The organism is Curtobacterium sp. MMLR14_002, from assembly GCF_001864975.1.
In the GTDB taxonomy this organism is placed as follows: domain Bacteria; phylum Actinomycetota; class Actinomycetes; order Actinomycetales; family Microbacteriaceae; genus Curtobacterium; species Curtobacterium flaccumfaciens.
In genome coordinates this window covers 110,603-128,700 of record NZ_MJGT01000050.1, presented here as the reverse complement: position 1 = coordinate 128,700, position 18,098 = coordinate 110,603, and the positions used below count along the sequence as shown (strand labels likewise).

Here is an 18,098-nt window from a genome sequence, read left to right as displayed (position 1 = left end):
CGTGAGCCCGTTGCGAGAACGCTCGTTCTCCGATTGACTCAGGAGCGGTGGTCCCGTTCGGGGCCGCTCCCCCACACGAAAGGAGCGGGCATGCCCACTCGCACCGCACGCACCGCCTGGAACGGCGGCCTCGAGGACGGTTCCGGCCAGGTCGAACTCTCGAGCTCGAAGGTCGGCACGTACGACGTCTCGTTCCCGAAGCGCACCGCCGAGGACGCCGGCGGCACCACGAGCCCCGAGGAGCTCATCGCCGCCGCACACTCGGCCTGCTACGCCATGCAGTTCTCCGCGGTCCTCGGCGAGGCCGGCGGCACGGTCGAGGCCCTCGACGTCAAGGCCGACGTCTCGCTCGGCCCGGACCCGGCCGGCGGCTTCCGCCTCACCGGCATCGTCCTGACCGTCAGCGGCGAGGTCTCCGGCATCGACGAGGCGGCCTTCCTCAAGGCCGCCGAGGACGCCAAGGCGACCTGCCCCGTCAGCAAGGCACTGACCGGCGTCGAGATCACGCTGCACGCGACCTTCGAGCAGTAGCGAACGCAGCGCAGTAGGCGCGGGACGTAGGAGCGTCACCACCTGACGGACGGGAGGCCCGTGGCGACCCCCGCCACGGGCCTCCCGTCCGTCGTCCACCTACGCTGGGTGCCGTGCCCCGCTTCCTCGCCACCCCGACCCTCGTCGCCCTCTGGCTCGGCCTGCTGGCCGTCGTCGTCGGGATCGTGTTCGTGCTGACGGCTCCGACGTTCACGTTCGGCTTCGTCGCCTTCGCCCCGCTGTCCGACTACGCGTTCGTCGCCAATGGCCGACCGTGGCAGCTGACCGCCGGACCGGTCCTCGTGCTGGTGGGCGCGGTCGTCGCGGCGTTCGCCCTCGGTCGTCTGAGCACGCGCCGCCGGGGCTGATCCGAAGGCGTCCAGCGGACGTCCGGACTCGGCCGCCGTCGACTGGCACCATGGCGTGATGGCCGAGCAGCACCCCCCGGGCCCGCACAAGCCGGGCCGCCCGCCCCGGCCACGCCGCCGCAGCCTCGCGCAGCACGACCTGCGCGACGCACGAGCCCGCCTGCGCGGGACGATCTACGAGCACGTCGAGCCCGACGCCAAGGGGCGCGACCAGTACACGGCGACCCAGATCGTCGACTTCTGCCTCGACCTGGCCGAGGTCATGCTCGCCTCCGGTGCCGACACCCGCAGCGTCGAGACGGCCGTCGTCGCCGTCTCGACGAAGTGGAACCTCGCGCCGCTCGACCTCGACTTCTCGGGCAGCTCGGTGACGATCCAGTACGCCCCGGCGGACGTCCCGCCGCTCGTCAAGGTCCGTACCGTGCGGTCGGACGGCTCCGACCTCGACAAGCTCGCGCGGGCGAACCAGATCGTCGACGACCTGGTCCACGACGACCGCGACATGACCTCGGCGGTGAGCGCCCTGGTCGCCGTCCTGCGACTCCCGCCGCGGTGGCCGATGTGGCTGTCCGACGTCGGCCTGTCGATCCTCGGCATCTCGATCGCCGTGCAGGCCGGCGGCGGGTGGCGTGCGGGACTCGGGGCGTTCGTGCTGATGCTCGGGATCATCGTCTCCGGGCGCTGGCTGACCGACCGGGGGTACCCGCAGTTCTTCGTGTCCGGGGCGCAGGGCGCGGTGGCGTCGGCGATCGGCACGCTGGCCATCTGGGCCGGCGTGCTCAACGCGAACGGCGCCGCGACGATGGTGGCGGCGCTCGTGGTGCTCCTGCTGCCGCACCCGTCCCTAGTGACCTGGGCGCAGGACGCCATCTCGGGGTTCCGGGCGATGGCCGTGGCCCGGGCGTTCTACATCGGGCTGGTCATCGCGGCGATCGTGGTCGGGGTGCCGGCCGGGATCGCGATGACGCACTGGCTGCGGATCGAGGTCGACCCGTCCGGCATCGTGACGCAGACCCTGCCGCTCTGGGCGTCGCTGTCACTGACCGTGGTGTCGGCGGGCGCGAACTGCTTCGTGCAGCAGGCCAGCGCCCGGGTGATCCCGGTCGCCGTGGTGTTCTCGGTCGCCGCCGGTGCCGCGCTGTGGGCGCTGCGGCAGGCCGGGCTGCCGCTCCTCGGGGCGACGTTCCTGGCGGCGGTGCTGCTCGGGGTGCTCTCGACCTACGCGGCCGTCCGGATGCGCACGGCCGTGGCGGCGATCGCGGTGCCGGCGTTCTGCGGGGCGCTGCTGCCCGGTGTCGCCGTGTCGAACGCCCTGCTGAACTTCATGTCCGGGTCGTCGAGCGCCGCGCTCGACTTCGTGGCGGCTGTCTCCGTGGCACTCGGGATCGGCGCGGGCCTGGTGCTCGGCGGGCTCTTCGCGACGCCCGGTGCCCGTCGAGCGCTGCGCCGGACGCGTCGGGTCGTCGTGCACTCGGTCCACAACGACACCACGGCGCTGCGCGTCATCCGTGACAGCGGCTACGACCCCGGCGACGGGTCGGTGCCGCGCGGGTCGCGCTCGAACGGCGCTTCGTGAGCTGCGCGGCCGGCACCGCTCCGTCAGGCGCTTCGTGAGCAGAAGAGGTCGGGTACGACGCACGCACCCGACCTCTTCTGCTCACCGAGTGAGTCCGCCGCGCTCAGCCGGCGTCGGACACCGCGCTCGACACCGCGGTCGGGGCGTCGTACTCGCCGTCCGGGATCGCGCGGAGTGCCTCGAGGACGTCGTCCGGGGCGCCCTCCTGCTCGGCCGTCGAGACCACGTCGTCCTTGGACGCCGGGTAGTCGATGCCGCTCAGGTACTTCTGGACCTGGATGGGGTTCGGTGCTGCCATGTCGGTTCCTTCCGTCAGGTTGCGACTCCCGGAGTACCCGCGGGGCGCTGCACGACGGCGCAAGGAACGCGCTCCGCGGACGAACCGCCGGTCAGATCTCCCAGCTGCCCGAGTCGTCGTCGTCCCACATCGCCAGACGGCGGGCGGCCTGCGGCTCGTACCGCTCCATCCAGCCGCGCTCGAGCCGGGCGACCGCGCGGTCGAACGCCGCCACCAGGTCGAGCTCGGCGCGCAGCAGGGCCTGCAGCTGCAGCCCCTCGTACAGGGCGATGAGCTGCTCGGCACCGCGGCGCGGGTCCATCGTGTGCGGGGCACGGCCGATCGCGACGTCGTGCTCCAGGCCGCGCTTGATCTGCGCGAAGAAGAGCTGGTACCGCGACCGCAGGTAGGTCGCCATCGGGTGCGCAGGGTTGCCCGCGACGGACAGCAGGGCGACGAGCAGGCGCATCAGGGCCGGGTCCTCGGCGTTCGAGGCGACGATGGCGCGGAGCAGGTCCACGGTCGAGCCGTCACCGACCTCGTGCGTGACCTCGTCCATCCGGGCACCGTTCCAGCGGTCCAGTGCGGCGAGGACCAGGCCGTCCCACGACGGGAAGTGCTGCTCCAGCTCGGCGACGCTGATGCCCATCCGCTCGGCGACCTGCACGGGCCGGGCTTCGTGGAAGGGGACGTCCCGGAGCAGGTCGACGGTGGCACCCACGATCGTGATCCGCAGGTGCAGCGTGGCCGCCGCGGCCGCAGCGGCCTGCGTGTCGGCGCTGGTGTGTTCGAGCATCGTGCCCTCCGTCGTCCCCGGACGTCCTGTCCGTGTCACCCCGGATCCGGGGTACCTCCATCCAAACGCAGAACGGGGGACACCAGAATCCCCGGTACGGGTGTCGGCACAAGGGGGGACAGACCCCGACGTCGAGCCGGTTCGCGGCCGTCCGTGCGACCATGCGGGCATGACCCCGAACGACCCCACTGCCCAGGGACTCGCGACCATGGCCTCGACCGGCTTCGAGTTCGGCGGCGACCCCGACCAGGTGGCGCACGACGTCCGGGCCATGTGGGAACAGCTCGGACGCCCTGCCGGTGCGTTCGAGGCGGCGGCTCGAGCCATCGCCGTGCTGCCCCAGCGCCCCGAGGTGCCGATCGCCGACCAGGCCCGCCGTCGCGCGTTCGAGCAGGCGATCGGCATCAACCCCGTCGAGGTCGAGCTGGCCGCCGCGATGTCGGCGCGCGAGCTCCTCGAGCGGATGGCGCGCTCCGTCAGCTGCTGACGCGACCAGGCGCCCTGGACCCGACCACACGGACGACGGGAGGCGCGGTGCCCACCGGCACCGCGCCTCCCGTCAGAGCCCCGTCAGGAGCAGGCGCCCTACGGCGTCGGCATCCCACCGTCGACGTGCAGCGTCTCGCCCACGACGTACGACGACTCACCGCTCGCCAGGAACACGTAGGCCGGCGCGAGCTCGGCCGGCTGGCCCCAGCGGCCCAGGTAGGTCTGCTCGCCCGCGCTCGGCAGCGCCTCCGGCGGCTGACCGCCGGCCGGCTGCAGCGGCGTCCAGATCGGGCCAGGAGCGACCGCGTTGACGCGGATCCCCTTCGGCGCGAGCTGCGCGGCCAGGCCCTTCGCCATGTTGTTCACGGTCGCCTTCGTGGCCGCGTAGTGCACCAGGTGCGGCGACGGGGCGTACGCCTGGATCGACGTCGTGTTGATGATCGTGGAGCCGGGCTGCAGGTGCGGCACGGCGGCCTTCGTGATCCGGAACGTCGCGTAGGCGTTCGTCTTGAAGGTCTCGTCGAACTCCTCGTCGGAGATCTTGGTGATGTCGTCGATGTTCTGCTGCTTCCCGGCGTTGTTCACCAGGATGTCGAGGCCACCGAGCTGCTCGACCGCGTCGGCGACGAGCTGCTCGCAGACCTCGAGCGAGGTGATGTCGCCCGGCAGTGCGACGGCCTTGCGTCCGGCGGCCTCGATGAGCCCGACGATGCGGTCGGCGTCCTCCTGCTCCTCGGGCAGGTACGAGATCGCGACGTCCGCACCCTCGCGGGCGTAAGCGATGGCCACCGCGGCGCCGATGCCGGAGTCGCCGCCGGTGACGAGCGCCTTGCGGCCGGTCAGACGACCCGAGCCGCGGTAGGTGTCCTCACCGTGGTCGGCGGGGACGTTCTGCGCCATCTCTGCGTCGGTGCCGGCACCCTCGAGGTACTGCTCGTCGGGCTTCTTGTCGGCGTACATCTTCGTGGGGTCCTGCATCACGTACTGGTCAGGCCCGGTCTGGTCGTTCTGCTGGTCCGTCATGCCGCCGACGGTACGCAGGGGGTCGCTGCGGGCCGTCCAGGAGGCTGTCCCCCGTTGCGCGGAGCGGCCTGCGGCCGTCGACCGCGCCGCTCCAGGGCCGCAGGTGCGTGATCCTCGTTTGTCACGGTCCGGTGACGGGCAGGCTCCGATTCGGTAACACCTGTCGTTCTGTTCCGATCGAGGCCCTACCGTCGAACGGTGACTCCTCGAACCCTGCTGGCGCTCGGCGCCGCCGTGCTGGCCTTCTCGGCCGGTGCGCTCGCGTTCGACGGCACCGCCGGGCTCGGGGCAGACGTGGCCGTGGCCGCCGAGACCTCGCACGACGCCGCTCCGGTGCACGTGACGAAGGCGGAACTCCGACGGGTCGACTCGATCGAGCTCGACGCCGAGGCCCTGGTGCTCCGGGACGGCGACGACACCGTGGTCGAGTCCTCGATGCGCGACTCCGGTCTGACCGTGAGCGTCCTGAACCGTCTGCTCGGCACACCGTCCCGCACGCAGACGGCCGAGGGTGACGGCGGGGCGTGCTTCCCCGCGGGCACCACCTACACCTGGGGCGGCGCCATCCGCGTCGCAGCCCTGACGACCGACGCGGCGGCCGGCAACGCCGTCGAGATCCGGGTGCTGCGCGACTCGGTCCGCAGCGTGCTCGGCCGGCAGATCGAGCTGACCGGCCCCGGCGGTGTCCAGGTGGGCGACGACATCGCGGACGAGATCGCCGACGCTCCCGGTTCGGAGCGGGTGTCCTACGGCTCGGACGACTCGCGCGCCTGGCAGCTCCTGCTCCGCGAGGGCTGGGCGGACCGGCACGACGACGACGACGAGTCGAGCGAGCACTCCGGCGACGCCGGCACGAACGGGGTCTCCGCCCTGACGAACGAGACGACCGTCACGGTGCTCGGTTCACCGATGCCCGTCCACGCGCAGCGCAGCTGCTGAAGCGACTCAGACCCGCAGTGTCGCGACCACCGGGAAGTGGTCGCTGGCGAACCAGGTCTCGGGACCGTCGTGGTCGATCACGACGCGGTCCACGGCGCTGACGTCGCGGGTCAGCACCCAGTCGATCCGCTCGCCCGAGTCGACCGGCGGTTGCCAGTCGTTGAACGTGGCGGTGCGGTCGGCGGGGTCCCCCGCGGCGAGCCAGGCGTCGGCGAACCCGGCCTCGGCGAACACCCGCGAGGCCGTCCCGCTGCCCGCGGGTTCGTTGCAGTCCCCCGCGAACACGACCGGGCCGGTGGTGCCCGCCAGTCGTTCGGCGATGAGCGCGGCACTCCGGCCGCGGACCTCGTCACCGTGCGCACCGGGCTCGTGGTCCAGGTGCGTGGTGAGCAGCGTGAACGCGGGCCCCTCGGCGTCGAGGAACCGGGCGTGGTTCGCGATCCGCGGGTACAGGCTGCCCCAGGTGTTCGAGACGGGCTCGTCCGGGGTGTCCGACAGCCAGAACGACCCCTCGTCGGACGGCCGGAACCGGTCGCGGCGGTAGAAGACGGACGCGTGTTCGCCGGCGTCACCGCCCTCGCGCCCCTGTCCGACGTCGGCGTGGTCCGGCAGGCCGGCACGCAGGTCGTCCATCTGGTGCGCGAAGGCCTCCTGCACGCACAGCAGGTCGGGGTCGTGCCGGCGGATCAGGTCGAGCACGACCGGCAGGCGGGCCGGCCAGTCGTGCGCGGGGTCCGGGTTCTTGATGTTGTAGGTCATCAGGACGATCGGGCGTGCGGCGCTGGTCACACCGAGAACCTACCGACCGGTTGCCCGGCGGGTTCCCATCAGTTGATGCAGGTGCCCTCGGTGCCGTAGTTGTGCACGTCGGTCGACTTGGCCGTCGGCTCCTTCGCGGGCTTCTTCGTCGGCTTCGAGCCGGTGCTCGAACCGCCGGTCGACGGCGTCGAGGCCCCGGCGCTCGGCTCGGTCGCGATCGGCTTCGCGGTCTTGCCGTCGGTGCCGAGCACGAGCGTGACACCGGTGACCGCACTGGTGCGGACGGCGACGGCACCGGGCACCACGGACGCGATGGCCTTGGCCTGCGACTCCTGACCGGCGGGGTACTGCACCTGGGTGGTCTTCGTCGTCGCGGACGAACCGGCCGGGGCGACCTGGAAGCCGCGGGCGGTCAGGACCTGCCCCGCAGCCGTCGCGGCACCCTCGACCCCGCTGCCGTTCAGCACCGTGACCGAGGTGTTCGCCGGCTGTGCGCGGCCGGCTTTCGTGTAGGCCTCGGGTTCGCCGACCAGGCCCTGCACGAACGCGGGCAGGCCGACGGTGTCGACCTCGACGATCGACAGGGCGGACCCGTTCACGTAGATGGTCGGCGTGCCGAGCGTCGGGATCGTGGCGGACTGGATGTTGCCGGGCCGCAGGTTGCGCATCTGTGACGCCAGGTCGATGAGGTCGGTGTCGGTCTGGATCGATCCGCCGACGGCCTTGAGGATGTTCCCCATCTTCACCGGGTTGAGCAGCGTCCCCGCCGACGTGACCTTCCGGGCCTCCTGCGACAGGAAGTACTGCTGGCGGACGTTACGGTCGAGGTCGCCGTTCGGCAGGCCGTGGCGCTGTCGCACGAAGGACAGCGCCTCCTTCGCATTGAGCGAGGACTTGCCCGCCGGCAGGTCGACGCCGGAGTACGGGTCGCTGGTCGCCTGGTTGAGGCAGACCTGCACCGGGCCGAGTTCCTTGACGACCTGGTAGAAGCCGAGCAGCGAGACGCGGACGTAGTGGTCGATCTGCAGGCCGCTCAGGTTCTCGATCGTCTTGATGAGCATCTTCGCACCGCCGGTGTCACCACCGCCGTTGAGCGTGCCGTAGTAGAAGGCGCTGTTGAGCTTGCCCTTGCCGACGTCCGGGATGTCGACGTACGAGTCACGGGGGAACGAGATCATCGTCGCCTGGCTGCCGTCGGCGTTGATGTGCAGCACGATCATCGTGTCGGTGTTCGTCGCACCACCGTCCGACGTCGTGCTGAGTTCCGCCATCTGCTCGGGGGTGGCGTTCTCCGGCCGGTGGTCGTCGCCGACGAGCAGGATGTTCTGCGCCTTGCCGTCGACGTCGTCCTTCGTGTCCTTCTTGCCGGTGATCGCGTTGACGATCGTGACGCCGTCGGACAGCTGGTTGTACGCGTACCCGGCGTACCCGACGCCCAGCAGGAGGGCCATCGTGAGCACCCCCGCGACGGCCGGGAACACGACGCCGGCGCGTCGCTTCTGGCGCCCGTGGCGCGGCGTCGCAGCACCGCGGTGTGCGGGCTCGGTCGTCTGCTCGGGTTCGTTGCTCACCGGGAAACCATAACCGCCACGCGGGGAACGGACATGGGATGCGCCTGGAAGGTCACCCCGTACTCGCCGTCACCCCGTGACGGACTGGAGGCCCGTGGCGGCGTCCCCACGGGCCTCCAGTCCGTCTCCTGGTCGCGCTCGGCGCGCTCGGCGCGCTAGTCGCGCGACGGGAGCAGGTGGATCGCCTCCATGGCGAGTTCGGCAGCGATGGGGTCCTTCGCGACGACGGCGTCCTTGAGCTTCGTCAGCTCGGGCAGGATCACGTCGGCCGGCAGGAGCTCGGCGAGCTCCGGTACGCGGAGCTTGAAGGAGAGCCCGTCCGTGGTCGAGTTGCAGAGCTGCACGAGCGACGGGTTGCCGCACGCGTCCGCCCACATCGAGTAGATGCCGGCTCCGTCGCGCGCGACCTGGTCCTGCTCGTCAGCGCTCACCCGCGCGTGCACGTCGTCGAGCATCTTCACGATCTTCTTGCGCTGCGCGTCCGTGAACCGGGGTACCGCGAGCCGCACGACGCCGCCGTAGATCACGCCGAGGGTGCGGTACGCGTCGAGGAGTTCCTCCTTCGTCGGCGCCGCGACGCGGGTGTAGCGGTTCGGCGCCATCTCGATCAGCCCGGCCCGGGCGAGCTCGGCGAGGGCCTCACGGATCGGGGTGCGGGAGACCCCGAGCCAGGCGATCAGGTCGTCGTCGTTGAGTCGTTCCCCGGGCTCGAGCGTGCCGTCCATGATGGCGTCGCGGATCTTGTCCTGCACCGTGTCACGGAGGAGCTTGCGCTCGGCAGCGGGCTGCGTCGAGGGAACTGGCATGGGTCCAGCGTGTCACATGTCAGGGTTCGTGCGCGAGAGGCGCGACGGCCACCAGGCCCGGTGCCCGAGGTCGTAGGCCAGCGCCGGCACGAGCAGCGAGCGGACCACGATCGTGTCGAGCAGGACACCGAACGCGACGACGAACGCGATCTGCACGAGGAACAGGATCGGGATCACGCCGAGGGCGGCGAACGTGGCGGCGAGCACGACGCCCGCCGACGTGATCACCCCGCCGGTCACGCCGAGTCCGCGCAGGACGCCCTCGCGTGGACCGTGCCGCAGCGCCTCCTCACGCACTCGTGTCATGAGGAAGATGTTGTAGTCGACGCCGAGTGCCACCAGGAACACGAACGAGTACAGCGGCACGCTCGGGTCCGCGCCCGGGAAGTGGAACACGTGGTCGAACACGAGCGCTCCGACACCCAGGGCCGCCGCGAAGGACACGATCACGCTGCCGATCAGCACGAGCGGCGCGACGATGCTGCGGAGCAGGAGCATCAGGATCAGCAGGATCACGACGAGCACCACGGGGATGATCAACGTGCGGTCACGGATGCCGGTGTCGTTCGTGTCGACCGCCGTCGCGGTGACGCCACCGACGATCGCTCCCGGGTCGACCCGTTCGACGGCGGTGCGGAGGTCGCGGACGGTCTGCTCGGCGGCGTCCGAGTCGGCGGCGTCGGACAGCGTCGCCTCGAGCAGGACGTCACCGCGGGAGACCGTCGGCGTGCCGCTGCCGGCGGCGTCCCCGGTCACCGGGACGGTCCCGGCGGGATTGTCCTTCGCTGCGGCGACGACACCGTCGACCCCGTCCACCGCGGTGATCGCGTCGACGAGCTGGTCGAGGTCGCGCTCCGCTCCGATGACCTGCGCGGGGCTGCCCGAGCCGCCCGGGAAGTGGTCGGCCAGCACGTCCTGGCCGTCACGGGCCTGCGACGACCCGATGATCAGGTCGCTCTGCGGCACCCCGTCCGCCTTGAGTCCGAACAGGCCGGCACCCATCGCGAGCAGGCCGACCGTGCAGACGATCCACACCACCCGCGACCGCCGGGCGACGAGCCGGCCGACGCGCGCCCAGATGCCGCGGGCGTCCGGACCGGTGAGCACGGGGTGGGCGCTGCCGAACGCGGGACGCAGCGGCCAGAACGCCGCGCGGCGGAACGCGAGCAGCAGCGCGGGCAGCAGCGTCAGGGCGGCGAGCAGGCTGAACGCGATGCCGATGGCCGCGACGGGGCCGAGCGCCTTGTTCGAGTTGAGGTCGGAGAGCAGCAGGCAGAGCACCCCGACGATCACGGTGCCGCCCGAGGCCAGGATCGGCTCGAGGCTCCCCCGCAGGGCGGCCTTCGTCGCGTCCCAGCCGGTGCGGTGGTCGCGCAGCGCCTCCCGGAAGCGCGAGGTGTACAGGAGCGCGTAGTCCGTCGCCGCGCCGATCACCAGGATCGACAGGATGCCCTGCACCTGCCCGTTGACCGTCACGACGTCGGCCTTGGCGAGCCACCAGACCACGAGGATCGAGGCGCACAGGGCGAACGTGGCGGTCCCGAGCACGAGGACGGGCAGCAGGGGTGATCGGTAGACGATGATCAGGATCACGAACACCGCGGCGAGCGCCACCCCGAGCAGCAGCCCGTCGATGCCGGCGAAGGCCTCGGTCAGGTCCGCGGTGAACCCGGCCGGGCCGGTGACGTAGCCGCTGACACCGGACGGCAGTGCGTCGTCGACGTCGGCCCGGATGGCTTCGACCGCATCCCCGGTCTCGGCGTCCTGCGTGAGCGTGGCGACGATCTCGACCGCGTCACCGTCCTCGCTCGGGATCACCGGGCTGACGGCATCGACGTCGGCGCGGTCCGACAGCGTCGTGGCGAGTGCCTTCGCGTCGGCGAGGTCGGTCGACGTCAGGCCGCCGTCGCGCTCGAGGACGATGATCGCGGGCGCTCCGGACTCGTCGCGGAACTCGGAGGACCGCTCCTGCACCTTCGTGGCGTCGGCCGAGGCGGGCAGGAACGAGGTCTGGTCGTTGGTGGAGACCTCGGAGATCTTGCCGAAGAAGGGACCGCCGACCGAGGCGATGCCGAGCCAGACCACGATGACGAGCGCGGGGAGGACGATGCGGAGGAAGCGGGACACGTCGGTGAGCGTACACCGATCATCAGCATGCTGATTACTTGACCGTCGAGCGCTCCTGACGACCATAGAATCACGGCATGCAGGACACGAGCGAGCAGTGGCCCCTCGGGCGCCTGCTGTCCGCGGCTGCACGGTCCGTCGAACGGGACTGGGACGAACGACTCCGCGCCATCGGGCTCTCGCACGCCGCGGTCGTCGCGATCGACATCCTCATCCGGACCGGTCCGACCGGAGCGGACACCATCGCCCGCACCGCTCGGGTCCAGCCGCAGACGATGTCCCGCACGCTCGAGCGGATGGAGCGGGACGGCCTGGTCGAGCGCACCCCGCACCCCGCCGATCGTCGGCGCCGCGTGGTGAGCGTGACGTCCGCCGGCCGGTCCGCCTGGGAGACCGCGCGGCACATCGAGCGCGAGGTCCTGCCGGAGGACCCCGCACTCCGGACGGCGCTGGGCGAACTGCTCGCCAAGCCGCAGTCCGAGTGAAACACTGTTCATGAAATACCACATGCGATAAGATCCTGTGGTCGGTCCGTGCCGACCTGACCACAGGAGCCCCGCATGTCCGAACGCCGAGCCGCCCGGGCGGCCGCAACCCACACCCGCCGCGCACCCCGTCGCAGCACCCGGCGACGGCGACCGTTCCTGGTCGCCCTCATCGCGACGCTCGGCTCGCTCGTCGGTGTCGCCCTGGTCGTCGCCGTCGTGGCGAGTGTGTTCGTCGGCGGGCTCGCCCGGAGCTTCGACGCCGGGCGCGACACCATCGCCGACCCGTTCCCGAACGGTGCGCGGCCGAGTGCCTCCGGCGGTGAGAACATCCTGCTCATCGGGTCCGACGCCCGCGCGCAGGGGGGACCGGAAGGTGCGCGGCCCGAGCTCGGCGGGCGCTCGGACACCCTGATGCTCGTGCACGTGCCCGCCGACCGGCAGCACGTCTACCTCATGTCGATCATGCGGGACTCGTGGGTCGAGGTGCCCGGACACGGTCGCGCGAAGATCAACGCCGCCTACTCTTGGGGTGGGGTGGCCCTCACCACGCAGACCGTCGAGCAGCTCCTGGACGTCCGGGTCGACCACGTCGCCGAGATCGACTTCGCGGGGTTCGCGGACATGACCGACGCCCTGGGCGGGGTCACGGTCGACTCCCCCCGGGCGTTCTCGGCACGGGGCCACGACTTCACGGCGGGGGCGAACCGGCTCGACGGCGCCGCCGCGCTCGCCTTCGTCCGGGAGCGCTACGCCTTCGCCGACGCCGACCACACGCGGGTCCGCAACCAGCAGGCGTTCATGCGCGGTGTCGTGGACGGGCTGCTGTCCCGCGGCACCGTCACCAACCCCGCGCGCATCCAGGACTTCGTCTCCGCGACGAGCGATCACCTAGCGGTCGACGCGGGGCTGTCGTTCTCACGGCTCGTCGAGCTGGGTTGGTCGCTCCGGGCCGCACGGGCCGACGACCTGGTGACCTTCACCGTCCCGACGGCGGGCTCCGGGACGTCACCGGACGGGCAGTCGATCGTCACGTTGAACGGACTCGAGGTCACCTCGCTGTCCCAGGCGCTCCGGTCCGACGACGTCGCCGGTTGGCTCGCCGACAACCCGCAGTAGCCCGGCACCGCACGCACGACGACGCCCCACGACTCGAAGTCGTGGGGCGTCGTCGTGTTCGGTCTGCGGAGAGATCAGGCGGGGAGCTGGAGCTCCTGGCCGGCGTAGATCAGGTTCGCGTCGTCGATGGTCGACGTGTTCGCGGCCCAGAGCTGCTTCCAGCCGCCGTCGATCCCGAGCTTCGTCGAGATCGTGTCGAGCGTGTCACCCGAGGCGATCGTGTAGGTCTTGCCGCTCGTCTTGACCGGGGCCGGCTTGCTCGGCGTCGTCGCTGCCGGGGCGGGCGTCGACTCGGTCGTGCTCGGCGCGGCCGGCTGCGGGGCGGCCTGCTCGGCGGGAGCCGGTGCCGGAGCAGCGGGCTGCGGGGCGGCCTGCTGTGCGGGCGCCGGAGCCGGTGCGGGGGCCGGAGCGGCCGCGGCCGGGGCTGCGCCGCTGGTGCCGCTCAGCCCGAGCTGGGCGGAGCAGGCGGGCCATGCACCCCAGCCCTGCGAGGCGAGGACACGCTCGGCGACGGCGATCTGGGCTTCGCGGCTGGCGGAGGCGGGGTTGCCCGCGCCACCGTTCGCCTGCCAGGTACCGAGGTTGAACTGCAGGCCGCCGTAGTAGCCGTTGCCGGTGTTGATGGCCCAGTTGCCGCCGGACTCGCACTGCGCGAGCTGGTCCCAGGTCGAACCGGACGCTGCGTTCGCGGGGGCTGCCGCGAGGCCGACACCGGTCGCGGCGATGCCGGCGAACGCCAGGCCGCCGACGATGGTGCGGGTACGGGAAAGCTTCTTCATGTGATTGCTCCACCGGGGTCACGAGCCGCAACTGTTGCGGGATCCACTGCCCACCCCGACCGATCGCGGTCAGTTGTGGGGGTGCGCCACCGGGGGCAGTGGTCATCGGGCCGGCGGCACCTCGGTCGGCAACCATAGGAAACTCTTGACCGTTATCAAACCGAGACAAACGGTTCTACCCGTGCATGCTATGTACCCCGCCCCAGAACCTGAACGGCTCGATGCCCATGGCCATGGTGATCGAGGCGTACCCGGGTACGTGTCCTTGGCAATTCCCTGGCAATGCCGATCGGCGGTCGGGATCAGGCGCGCGTGAGCAGGGTCACGGCCTCGAGGTGACCGGTCTGCGGGAACATGTCGAGCACCCTGGCCCGACGCAGCCGGAACGACGGCATGCGTGCCAGGTCCTTCGCCAGCGTCACCGGGTTGCAGCTCGAGTAGACGACGTGCTGGACGTCCGACTCCTCGAGCCAGGTCGACAACCGCTCCCCGATCCCGCGACGCGGAGGGTTCACGACGACGAGCTCGGGCACCGCGTCCGGACGAGCCCGGAGGGCGTGCTCGGTCGCGTCGTCGGCAGCGAACCGGAGGCCTTCGAGGCAGGCCTCACGAGCGGACTGCTTCGCGGAGCGGATCGCCTCGGCGCTCGTCTCGATACCGGTCACCACGCGGCCTGGACGGGCAGCATGCAGCGCGAACCCGCCGACGCCGCAGTACAGGTCCCACATCGACGCGGGGTCGAGCTCGTCGATCCAGGCCGTCGCCTGCGCGTACAGCTCGGTCGCGACGCCGGTGTTCGTCTGGAAGAAGCTCTGCGGCCGCAGGTGCATCGTGATCCCGCCGAGCCGCATCGGCAGGGTCTCCTGCGCGGTCAGCACGATCTCGCGGTCGCCCTCGGTGACGGCCTTGTGCTCGGGCAGCAGGTTGGCGGTCACCACGACCGCGTTCGGCAGTGCGGCACGCAGGGCGTCGAGGTGCTGGCGGAGCCGCGGGAGCTGCCCCTCGGAACGCAGCACGAACCGGATCATCAACTCGCCGTCGGGCGACTCGGTGACCAGGACGTACTTGAGCTCACCCCGGCGCGCCGCGACGTCGTACGGGATCAGCCCGGCGGTCGAGACGAACTCGGCCAGCACGGGCAACGCGTGCCGGATGCCGGGCGTGCAGATCCCGCAGTGCCGCAGGTCGACCCCGCGCTGCCGGTGGTCGAGGATGCCGACGGTGGGGTGCTGGACGGTCCCGCCCACGACCATCTTCGCCTTGTTCCGGTACCCCGACTCCGGGCTCGTGATCGCGGGCGACCAGGAGACCGCTCCGGGGCCTCCGGCAGCCTCGACCGCGTCGTGCAGGAGCTCGCGCGTGCGGAGTTCCTTGTCGAGGACCTGGTCGGCGTAGGGCTGGCCCATGAGCGTGCACGACCGGCACACCCCGCGGTCGAAGTAGTCGCACTGCATGGCCGAGTCAGGATACGGCAGCGTCCCGCGTCGTCGTGGCGATCCGGTACACCGACGTCGTCGCGGTCAGGAAGAGCGTCGTGCCGTCGTCGCCGCCGAAGCACAGGTTCGACGTGACCTCCGGCACGGCGACCGCACCGATCCGGGCACCCGTCGGGTCGAACACGACGACGCCGCGGTGCGAGGACGACCAGACGTTGCCGTGCACGTCGACCCGGATGCCGTCCGGCGCACCCTCTCCGGGCTCGAGCCGCGCGAACACCCGACCGTTCTTCAGCAGGTCGCCACGTCGGTCGTAGGCGCGGATGACCGGCTCGTCGCCCGACGAACTCGCGATGTACAGCACCCGCTCGTCCGGGTCGAAGGCCAGGCCGTTCGGCTCGTCCAGGTCGGTCGCCACTGGTCGCAGGTCCTCGCCCGCCGGCCCGCACCGGAACACCCAGTGGTCGCCGTACTCACGCACGCCCGGGTGTCCCTCACGCGGCTGGGTGATGCCGTAGGCGGGGTCGGTGAACCAGACGCCGCCGTCCCGCGCGACCACCACGTCGTTCGGGGAGTTGAACCGACCGCCGTCCCACGTCGACGATCAGCGTGACAACGCCGTCGCGGTCCCGCTCGACCCGACGCAGCCCGTGCGAGCACTGCACGACGCTGCCATCCCGGTCGAGCGTGCGGCCGTTGGTGAACTCGACAGCATCCGCGTACACCGAGGTCTCCCCCGAGTCCGCGTGCCACTGCAGGATCCGGTCGCCCGGGATGTCGGACCACCGCAGCGTGCGCGTCGACGGGATCCAGCAGGGCCCCTCGGCCCAGGTGCTGCCGGTGGCGATGCGCTCGAGCGCGTCGGGGTCCGGTACGAGGTCGTCGAGCAGCACGGGTTCTCCTTCGAACGGGGTGCTCAGCCTACGTTCGTCAGGCCGCGGCCGCAGCCTCGCTCCGTCGTCGCACGGCCTTCTCGATCGCGGAGATCGCGAGGCCGAGCAGGATCGACGCCACGACCGCGAGGGTCGTGACGAGGAAGGGCTGCTCGCGGCTCCAGCGCCCGGTGGCCGAGGCGATGCCGACGCAGTACGCGGCCCACACGACGTCGGCGAGCACGCAGCTGAGCAGGAACCGCCGGAGGTCGAGCCCGCTGTCCGCGCCGACCAGGTTCGTCGTCAACCGGCCCATCGGGATGAAGCGTCCGAGCACCGCGATGCGTCCGGGAGCGGCACGGTAGCGGCCGTCGATGGCGTCCCGGGCCGCGCGGACCTTCGGACGCGCGAACCACGACCTCGAGCCGAGGTCGACCGACCGCGCCAGGTGGTAGAGCCCGAGGTCGCCGAGGACCATCCCGATCGACGCCGCGACGACGAGGAAGAGGACCGGCAGGAGACCGCCGTCACCGCCCACCAGGAGCGTGCCGATCGCGACGACGAGTGCCTGGCTGGGCAGGAAGACGGCGACGCTGCCCACGGCGAGCACGAGGCCGACCACGAAGAACGCCCACGGGGTGCCGACGAGCTGGACGACCAGGTCCTGTGCTGCGTCCACGACTCACCCTCCACGGGCACCGGAGGGGCGCGCCGGGGTCCATCCTCGCAGGTCCGGCGCGCTCCGCTCACGTGCGGTCGACGATCGCCCGCATCGTCGCGGCCGCGTCGTCCGGCCGGCCGTCGAGGACGGCGTCGGCGAGTGCCAGGTGGAGGCCGACGTCGTGCCGGTCCGGGCGGATGCTCCCGCGTTCGCGCAGCACCTGGCCGACGACCTGGTGCAGGCGTCGGTACAGGGCGTTGCCGGACAGGTCGAGCACGAGCGCGTGGAACCGAACGTCCGCGGCCACGAAGTCGAGGCGGTCGTCGCGGGTCGCGGCGGCGGCGAGCTCGTCCGCGGTGGTGCGGAGGGCCTCCCGTCGGTCCGCGCACGCGTCGAGCGCCGCTCGCCGGGCTGCTGCGGCAGCGGCGGCGGGTTCGACCGCCGCGCGCAGCTCGCGGAGCTCGACCGCGACCCGGTCGCCGTCCGGGCCCCGCAGACGCCACCGCACCACGCGCGGGTCCAGGACGTCCCACTCCCGCAGGTCGAGGACGGTCACGCCGACCCGGCGCCGCGCGGTCAGCAGGCCGAGCGCGACGAGGACGCGGACGGCCTCGCGGACGATGCTGCGACTGGCGCCCGTCCAGGTCACCAGGTCGTCGACGCTCCGGCGGCTGCCCACGGCGACCGCACCGGAGACGACAGCGGCACCGACCTGGTCGAGGACCCGTTCGAAGGTGCTCGTCACCGCTGCGAGACCGGCGACAGCACGAGCTCGTCGATGCGCACGTGTGCCGGCGACCCGAGCACGAAGGCGACCGTCCGCCCGATGTCCTCCGGTTGGAGCATGCGCTGCCGCGCGGCCGCGTCGGGGACCTCCGGCCGTTGGTCGAGGAAGTCCGTCGCGACGTCACCCGGGCACAGGTGGGTGGCACGCACGCCGTGCTCGGCCTCCTGCTGGTTGAGCGTCCGGACGACCGACGCGAGCGCGGACTTGCTCGCCGAGTACGCGACACCCGCCCCGGGCTGGAAGGACCACCCGGCGTACGACGACACGACGACGACCACGCCGCCGGCCGCGCGGAGTGCCGGCAGCGCGGCGTCCACCAGCGAGACGACGGCGGTGAGGTTCGTGTCCACGATCGCGCGGAAGTCGGTCAGCGACTGGTCGTCCCACCGGCGCCTCGGGGCGTTGAGCCCGGCCGCCAGCACGAGCCCGTCGAGCCGCCCGTGCCGCTCGAGCACGGTGTCGCGCGCGGCTGCGACGGCGTCGGGCTCGTTCGCGTCGAGGGGCAGGACGTCCGCGGTTCCCCCGGCGTCGCGGATGGTGCGTGCGACCTGCTCGAGCCGCTCGGCACGGCGCCCGCTGAGGACCACGGTCCAGCCGTCCCGCGCCGCCGCCTCGGCGCTCGCGGCCCCCATGCCGCTGCCCCCACCCGTGACCCAGAGCACACGCTGATCCGTCATGCTCGAATAGTATGCCTATT

At 71.8% G+C, this 18,098-nt stretch carries 21 protein-coding genes; 7 read left to right on the top strand and 14 right to left on the bottom strand.

Annotated features, from left to right (window positions below):
- The first annotated feature begins 90 nt into the window (after nt 1-90).
- The 3 genes from BIU91_RS07200 to BIU91_RS07190 all read left to right on the top strand — a co-directional run bounded on the left by BIU91_RS07200 (nt 91) and on the right by BIU91_RS07190 (nt 2,475).
- The gene (locus BIU91_RS07200; RefSeq protein ID WP_027467170.1) at nt 91-531 is read left to right on the top strand and encodes an OsmC family peroxiredoxin; all 441 of its coding nucleotides are present in this window, start codon (nt 91-93) and stop codon (nt 529-531) included.
- A 113-nt stretch (nt 532-644) separates the two neighbouring features.
- A complete protein-coding gene (locus BIU91_RS07195; protein ID WP_084740799.1) occupies nt 645-899 on the top strand; it encodes a hypothetical protein in 255 nt (84 codons plus the stop codon).
- Between the two features lie 58 nt (nt 900-957).
- A complete protein-coding gene (locus BIU91_RS07190; protein ID WP_071404833.1) occupies nt 958-2,475 on the top strand; it encodes a threonine/serine exporter family protein in 1,518 nt (505 codons plus the stop codon).
- A 103-nt stretch (nt 2,476-2,578) separates the two neighbouring features.
- Here the strand turns inward: BIU91_RS07190 and BIU91_RS07185 are convergent, their stop codons facing one another.
- Together BIU91_RS07185 and BIU91_RS07180 are read right to left on the bottom strand one after the other, a co-directional pair.
- Entirely contained in the window at nt 2,579-2,773 is a 195-nt protein-coding gene (locus tag BIU91_RS07185) for a DUF2795 domain-containing protein (protein ID WP_027467172.1), read from the bottom strand.
- Between the two features lie 91 nt (nt 2,774-2,864).
- Nucleotides 2,865-3,548: a TetR/AcrR family transcriptional regulator gene (locus BIU91_RS07180; RefSeq protein WP_027467173.1), complete on the bottom strand. Its 684-nt coding sequence runs from the start codon at nt 3,546-3,548 to the stop codon at nt 2,865-2,867.
- A gap of 169 nt (nt 3,549-3,717) precedes the next feature.
- Between BIU91_RS07180 and BIU91_RS07175 the strand changes: the two genes are divergently transcribed.
- A complete protein-coding gene (locus BIU91_RS07175; protein WP_027467174.1) occupies nt 3,718-4,035 on the top strand; it encodes a hypothetical protein in 318 nt (105 codons plus the stop codon).
- A 98-nt stretch (nt 4,036-4,133) separates the two neighbouring features.
- On the opposite strand, the gene BIU91_RS07170 is transcribed toward BIU91_RS07175, so the two are convergent.
- Complete coding sequence (locus BIU91_RS07170; RefSeq protein ID WP_071404831.1) at nt 4,134-5,060, bottom strand: SDR family oxidoreductase; 927 nt, start codon at nt 5,058-5,060, stop codon at nt 4,134-4,136.
- Nucleotides 5,061-5,258: 198 nt separating this feature from the next.
- Here BIU91_RS07170 and BIU91_RS07165 point away from each other — a divergent pair, with 198 nt between their 5' ends.
- Nucleotides 5,259-5,999: a hypothetical protein gene (locus tag BIU91_RS07165; RefSeq protein ID WP_071404830.1), complete on the top strand. Its 741-nt coding sequence runs from the start codon at nt 5,259-5,261 to the stop codon at nt 5,997-5,999.
- 6 nt (nt 6,000-6,005) lie between these two features.
- Here the strand turns inward: BIU91_RS07165 and BIU91_RS07160 are convergent, their stop codons facing one another.
- From BIU91_RS07160 to BIU91_RS07145, 4 genes are all read right to left on the bottom strand, one after another.
- Complete coding sequence (locus BIU91_RS07160) at nt 6,006-6,788, bottom strand: endonuclease/exonuclease/phosphatase family protein (protein ID WP_071404829.1); 783 nt, start codon at nt 6,786-6,788, stop codon at nt 6,006-6,008.
- A 38-nt stretch (nt 6,789-6,826) separates the two neighbouring features.
- Nucleotides 6,827-8,329, bottom strand: a complete 1,503-nt coding sequence (locus tag BIU91_RS07155) for an LCP family protein (protein ID WP_071404828.1) — start codon at nt 8,327-8,329, stop codon at nt 6,827-6,829.
- A 155-nt stretch (nt 8,330-8,484) separates the two neighbouring features.
- Nucleotides 8,485-9,135 carry a GntR family transcriptional regulator gene (locus BIU91_RS07150; protein WP_051597115.1) on the bottom strand — a complete coding sequence of 217 codons (651 nt, stop codon included), beginning with the start codon at nt 9,133-9,135 and terminating at the stop codon, nt 8,485-8,487.
- Between the two features lie 12 nt (nt 9,136-9,147).
- A complete protein-coding gene (locus BIU91_RS07145; RefSeq protein ID WP_071404827.1) occupies nt 9,148-11,262 on the bottom strand; it encodes an efflux RND transporter permease subunit in 2,115 nt (704 codons plus the stop codon).
- Between the two features lie 77 nt (nt 11,263-11,339).
- Here BIU91_RS07145 and BIU91_RS07140 point away from each other — a divergent pair, with 77 nt between their 5' ends.
- Nucleotides 11,340-11,747, top strand: a complete 408-nt coding sequence (locus BIU91_RS07140) for a MarR family transcriptional regulator (RefSeq protein ID WP_071404826.1) — start codon at nt 11,340-11,342, stop codon at nt 11,745-11,747.
- A gap of 75 nt (nt 11,748-11,822) precedes the next feature.
- Nucleotides 11,823-12,866, top strand: a complete 1,044-nt coding sequence (locus BIU91_RS07135) for an LCP family protein (protein ID WP_071404825.1) — start codon at nt 11,823-11,825, stop codon at nt 12,864-12,866.
- Between the two features lie 74 nt (nt 12,867-12,940).
- Here BIU91_RS07135 and BIU91_RS19445 read toward each other — a convergent pair whose 3' ends face one another.
- From BIU91_RS19445 to BIU91_RS07105, 7 genes are all read right to left on the bottom strand, one after another.
- Nucleotides 12,941-13,645, bottom strand: a complete 705-nt coding sequence (locus BIU91_RS19445) for a transglycosylase family protein (RefSeq protein ID WP_071404824.1) — start codon at nt 13,643-13,645, stop codon at nt 12,941-12,943.
- Nucleotides 13,646-13,947: 302 nt separating this feature from the next.
- Nucleotides 13,948-15,099 carry a 23S rRNA (uracil(747)-C(5))-methyltransferase RlmC gene (gene rlmC, locus BIU91_RS07125; RefSeq protein ID WP_071404823.1) on the bottom strand — a complete coding sequence of 384 codons (1,152 nt, stop codon included), beginning with the start codon at nt 15,097-15,099 and terminating at the stop codon, nt 13,948-13,950.
- Between the two features lie 7 nt (nt 15,100-15,106).
- Nucleotides 15,107-15,640, bottom strand: coding sequence for an SMP-30/gluconolactonase/LRE family protein (locus BIU91_RS19525; protein ID WP_366556897.1), 534 nt, complete (start codon nt 15,638-15,640; stop codon nt 15,107-15,109).
- On the bottom strand, nt 15,576-15,974 hold the full coding sequence (locus BIU91_RS19520; RefSeq protein ID WP_366556896.1) for an SMP-30/gluconolactonase/LRE family protein: 399 nt from the start codon (nt 15,972-15,974) through the stop codon (nt 15,576-15,578). The genes BIU91_RS19525 and BIU91_RS19520 overlap by 65 nt, the downstream gene beginning before the upstream one ends.
- Before the next feature lie 37 nt (nt 15,975-16,011).
- Entirely contained in the window at nt 16,012-16,632 is a 621-nt protein-coding gene (locus tag BIU91_RS07115; protein ID WP_071404822.1) for a VTT domain-containing protein, read from the bottom strand.
- 67 nt (nt 16,633-16,699) lie between these two features.
- On the bottom strand, nt 16,700-17,359 hold the full coding sequence (locus BIU91_RS07110; protein ID WP_071404821.1) for an FCD domain-containing protein: 660 nt from the start codon (nt 17,357-17,359) through the stop codon (nt 16,700-16,702).
- Nucleotides 17,356-18,078, bottom strand: coding sequence for an SDR family NAD(P)-dependent oxidoreductase (locus tag BIU91_RS07105; protein WP_071404820.1), 723 nt, complete (start codon nt 18,076-18,078; stop codon nt 17,356-17,358). Before BIU91_RS07105 ends, BIU91_RS07110 begins: the two co-directional genes overlap by 4 nt.
- Nucleotides 18,079-18,098 lie beyond the last annotated feature (20 nt).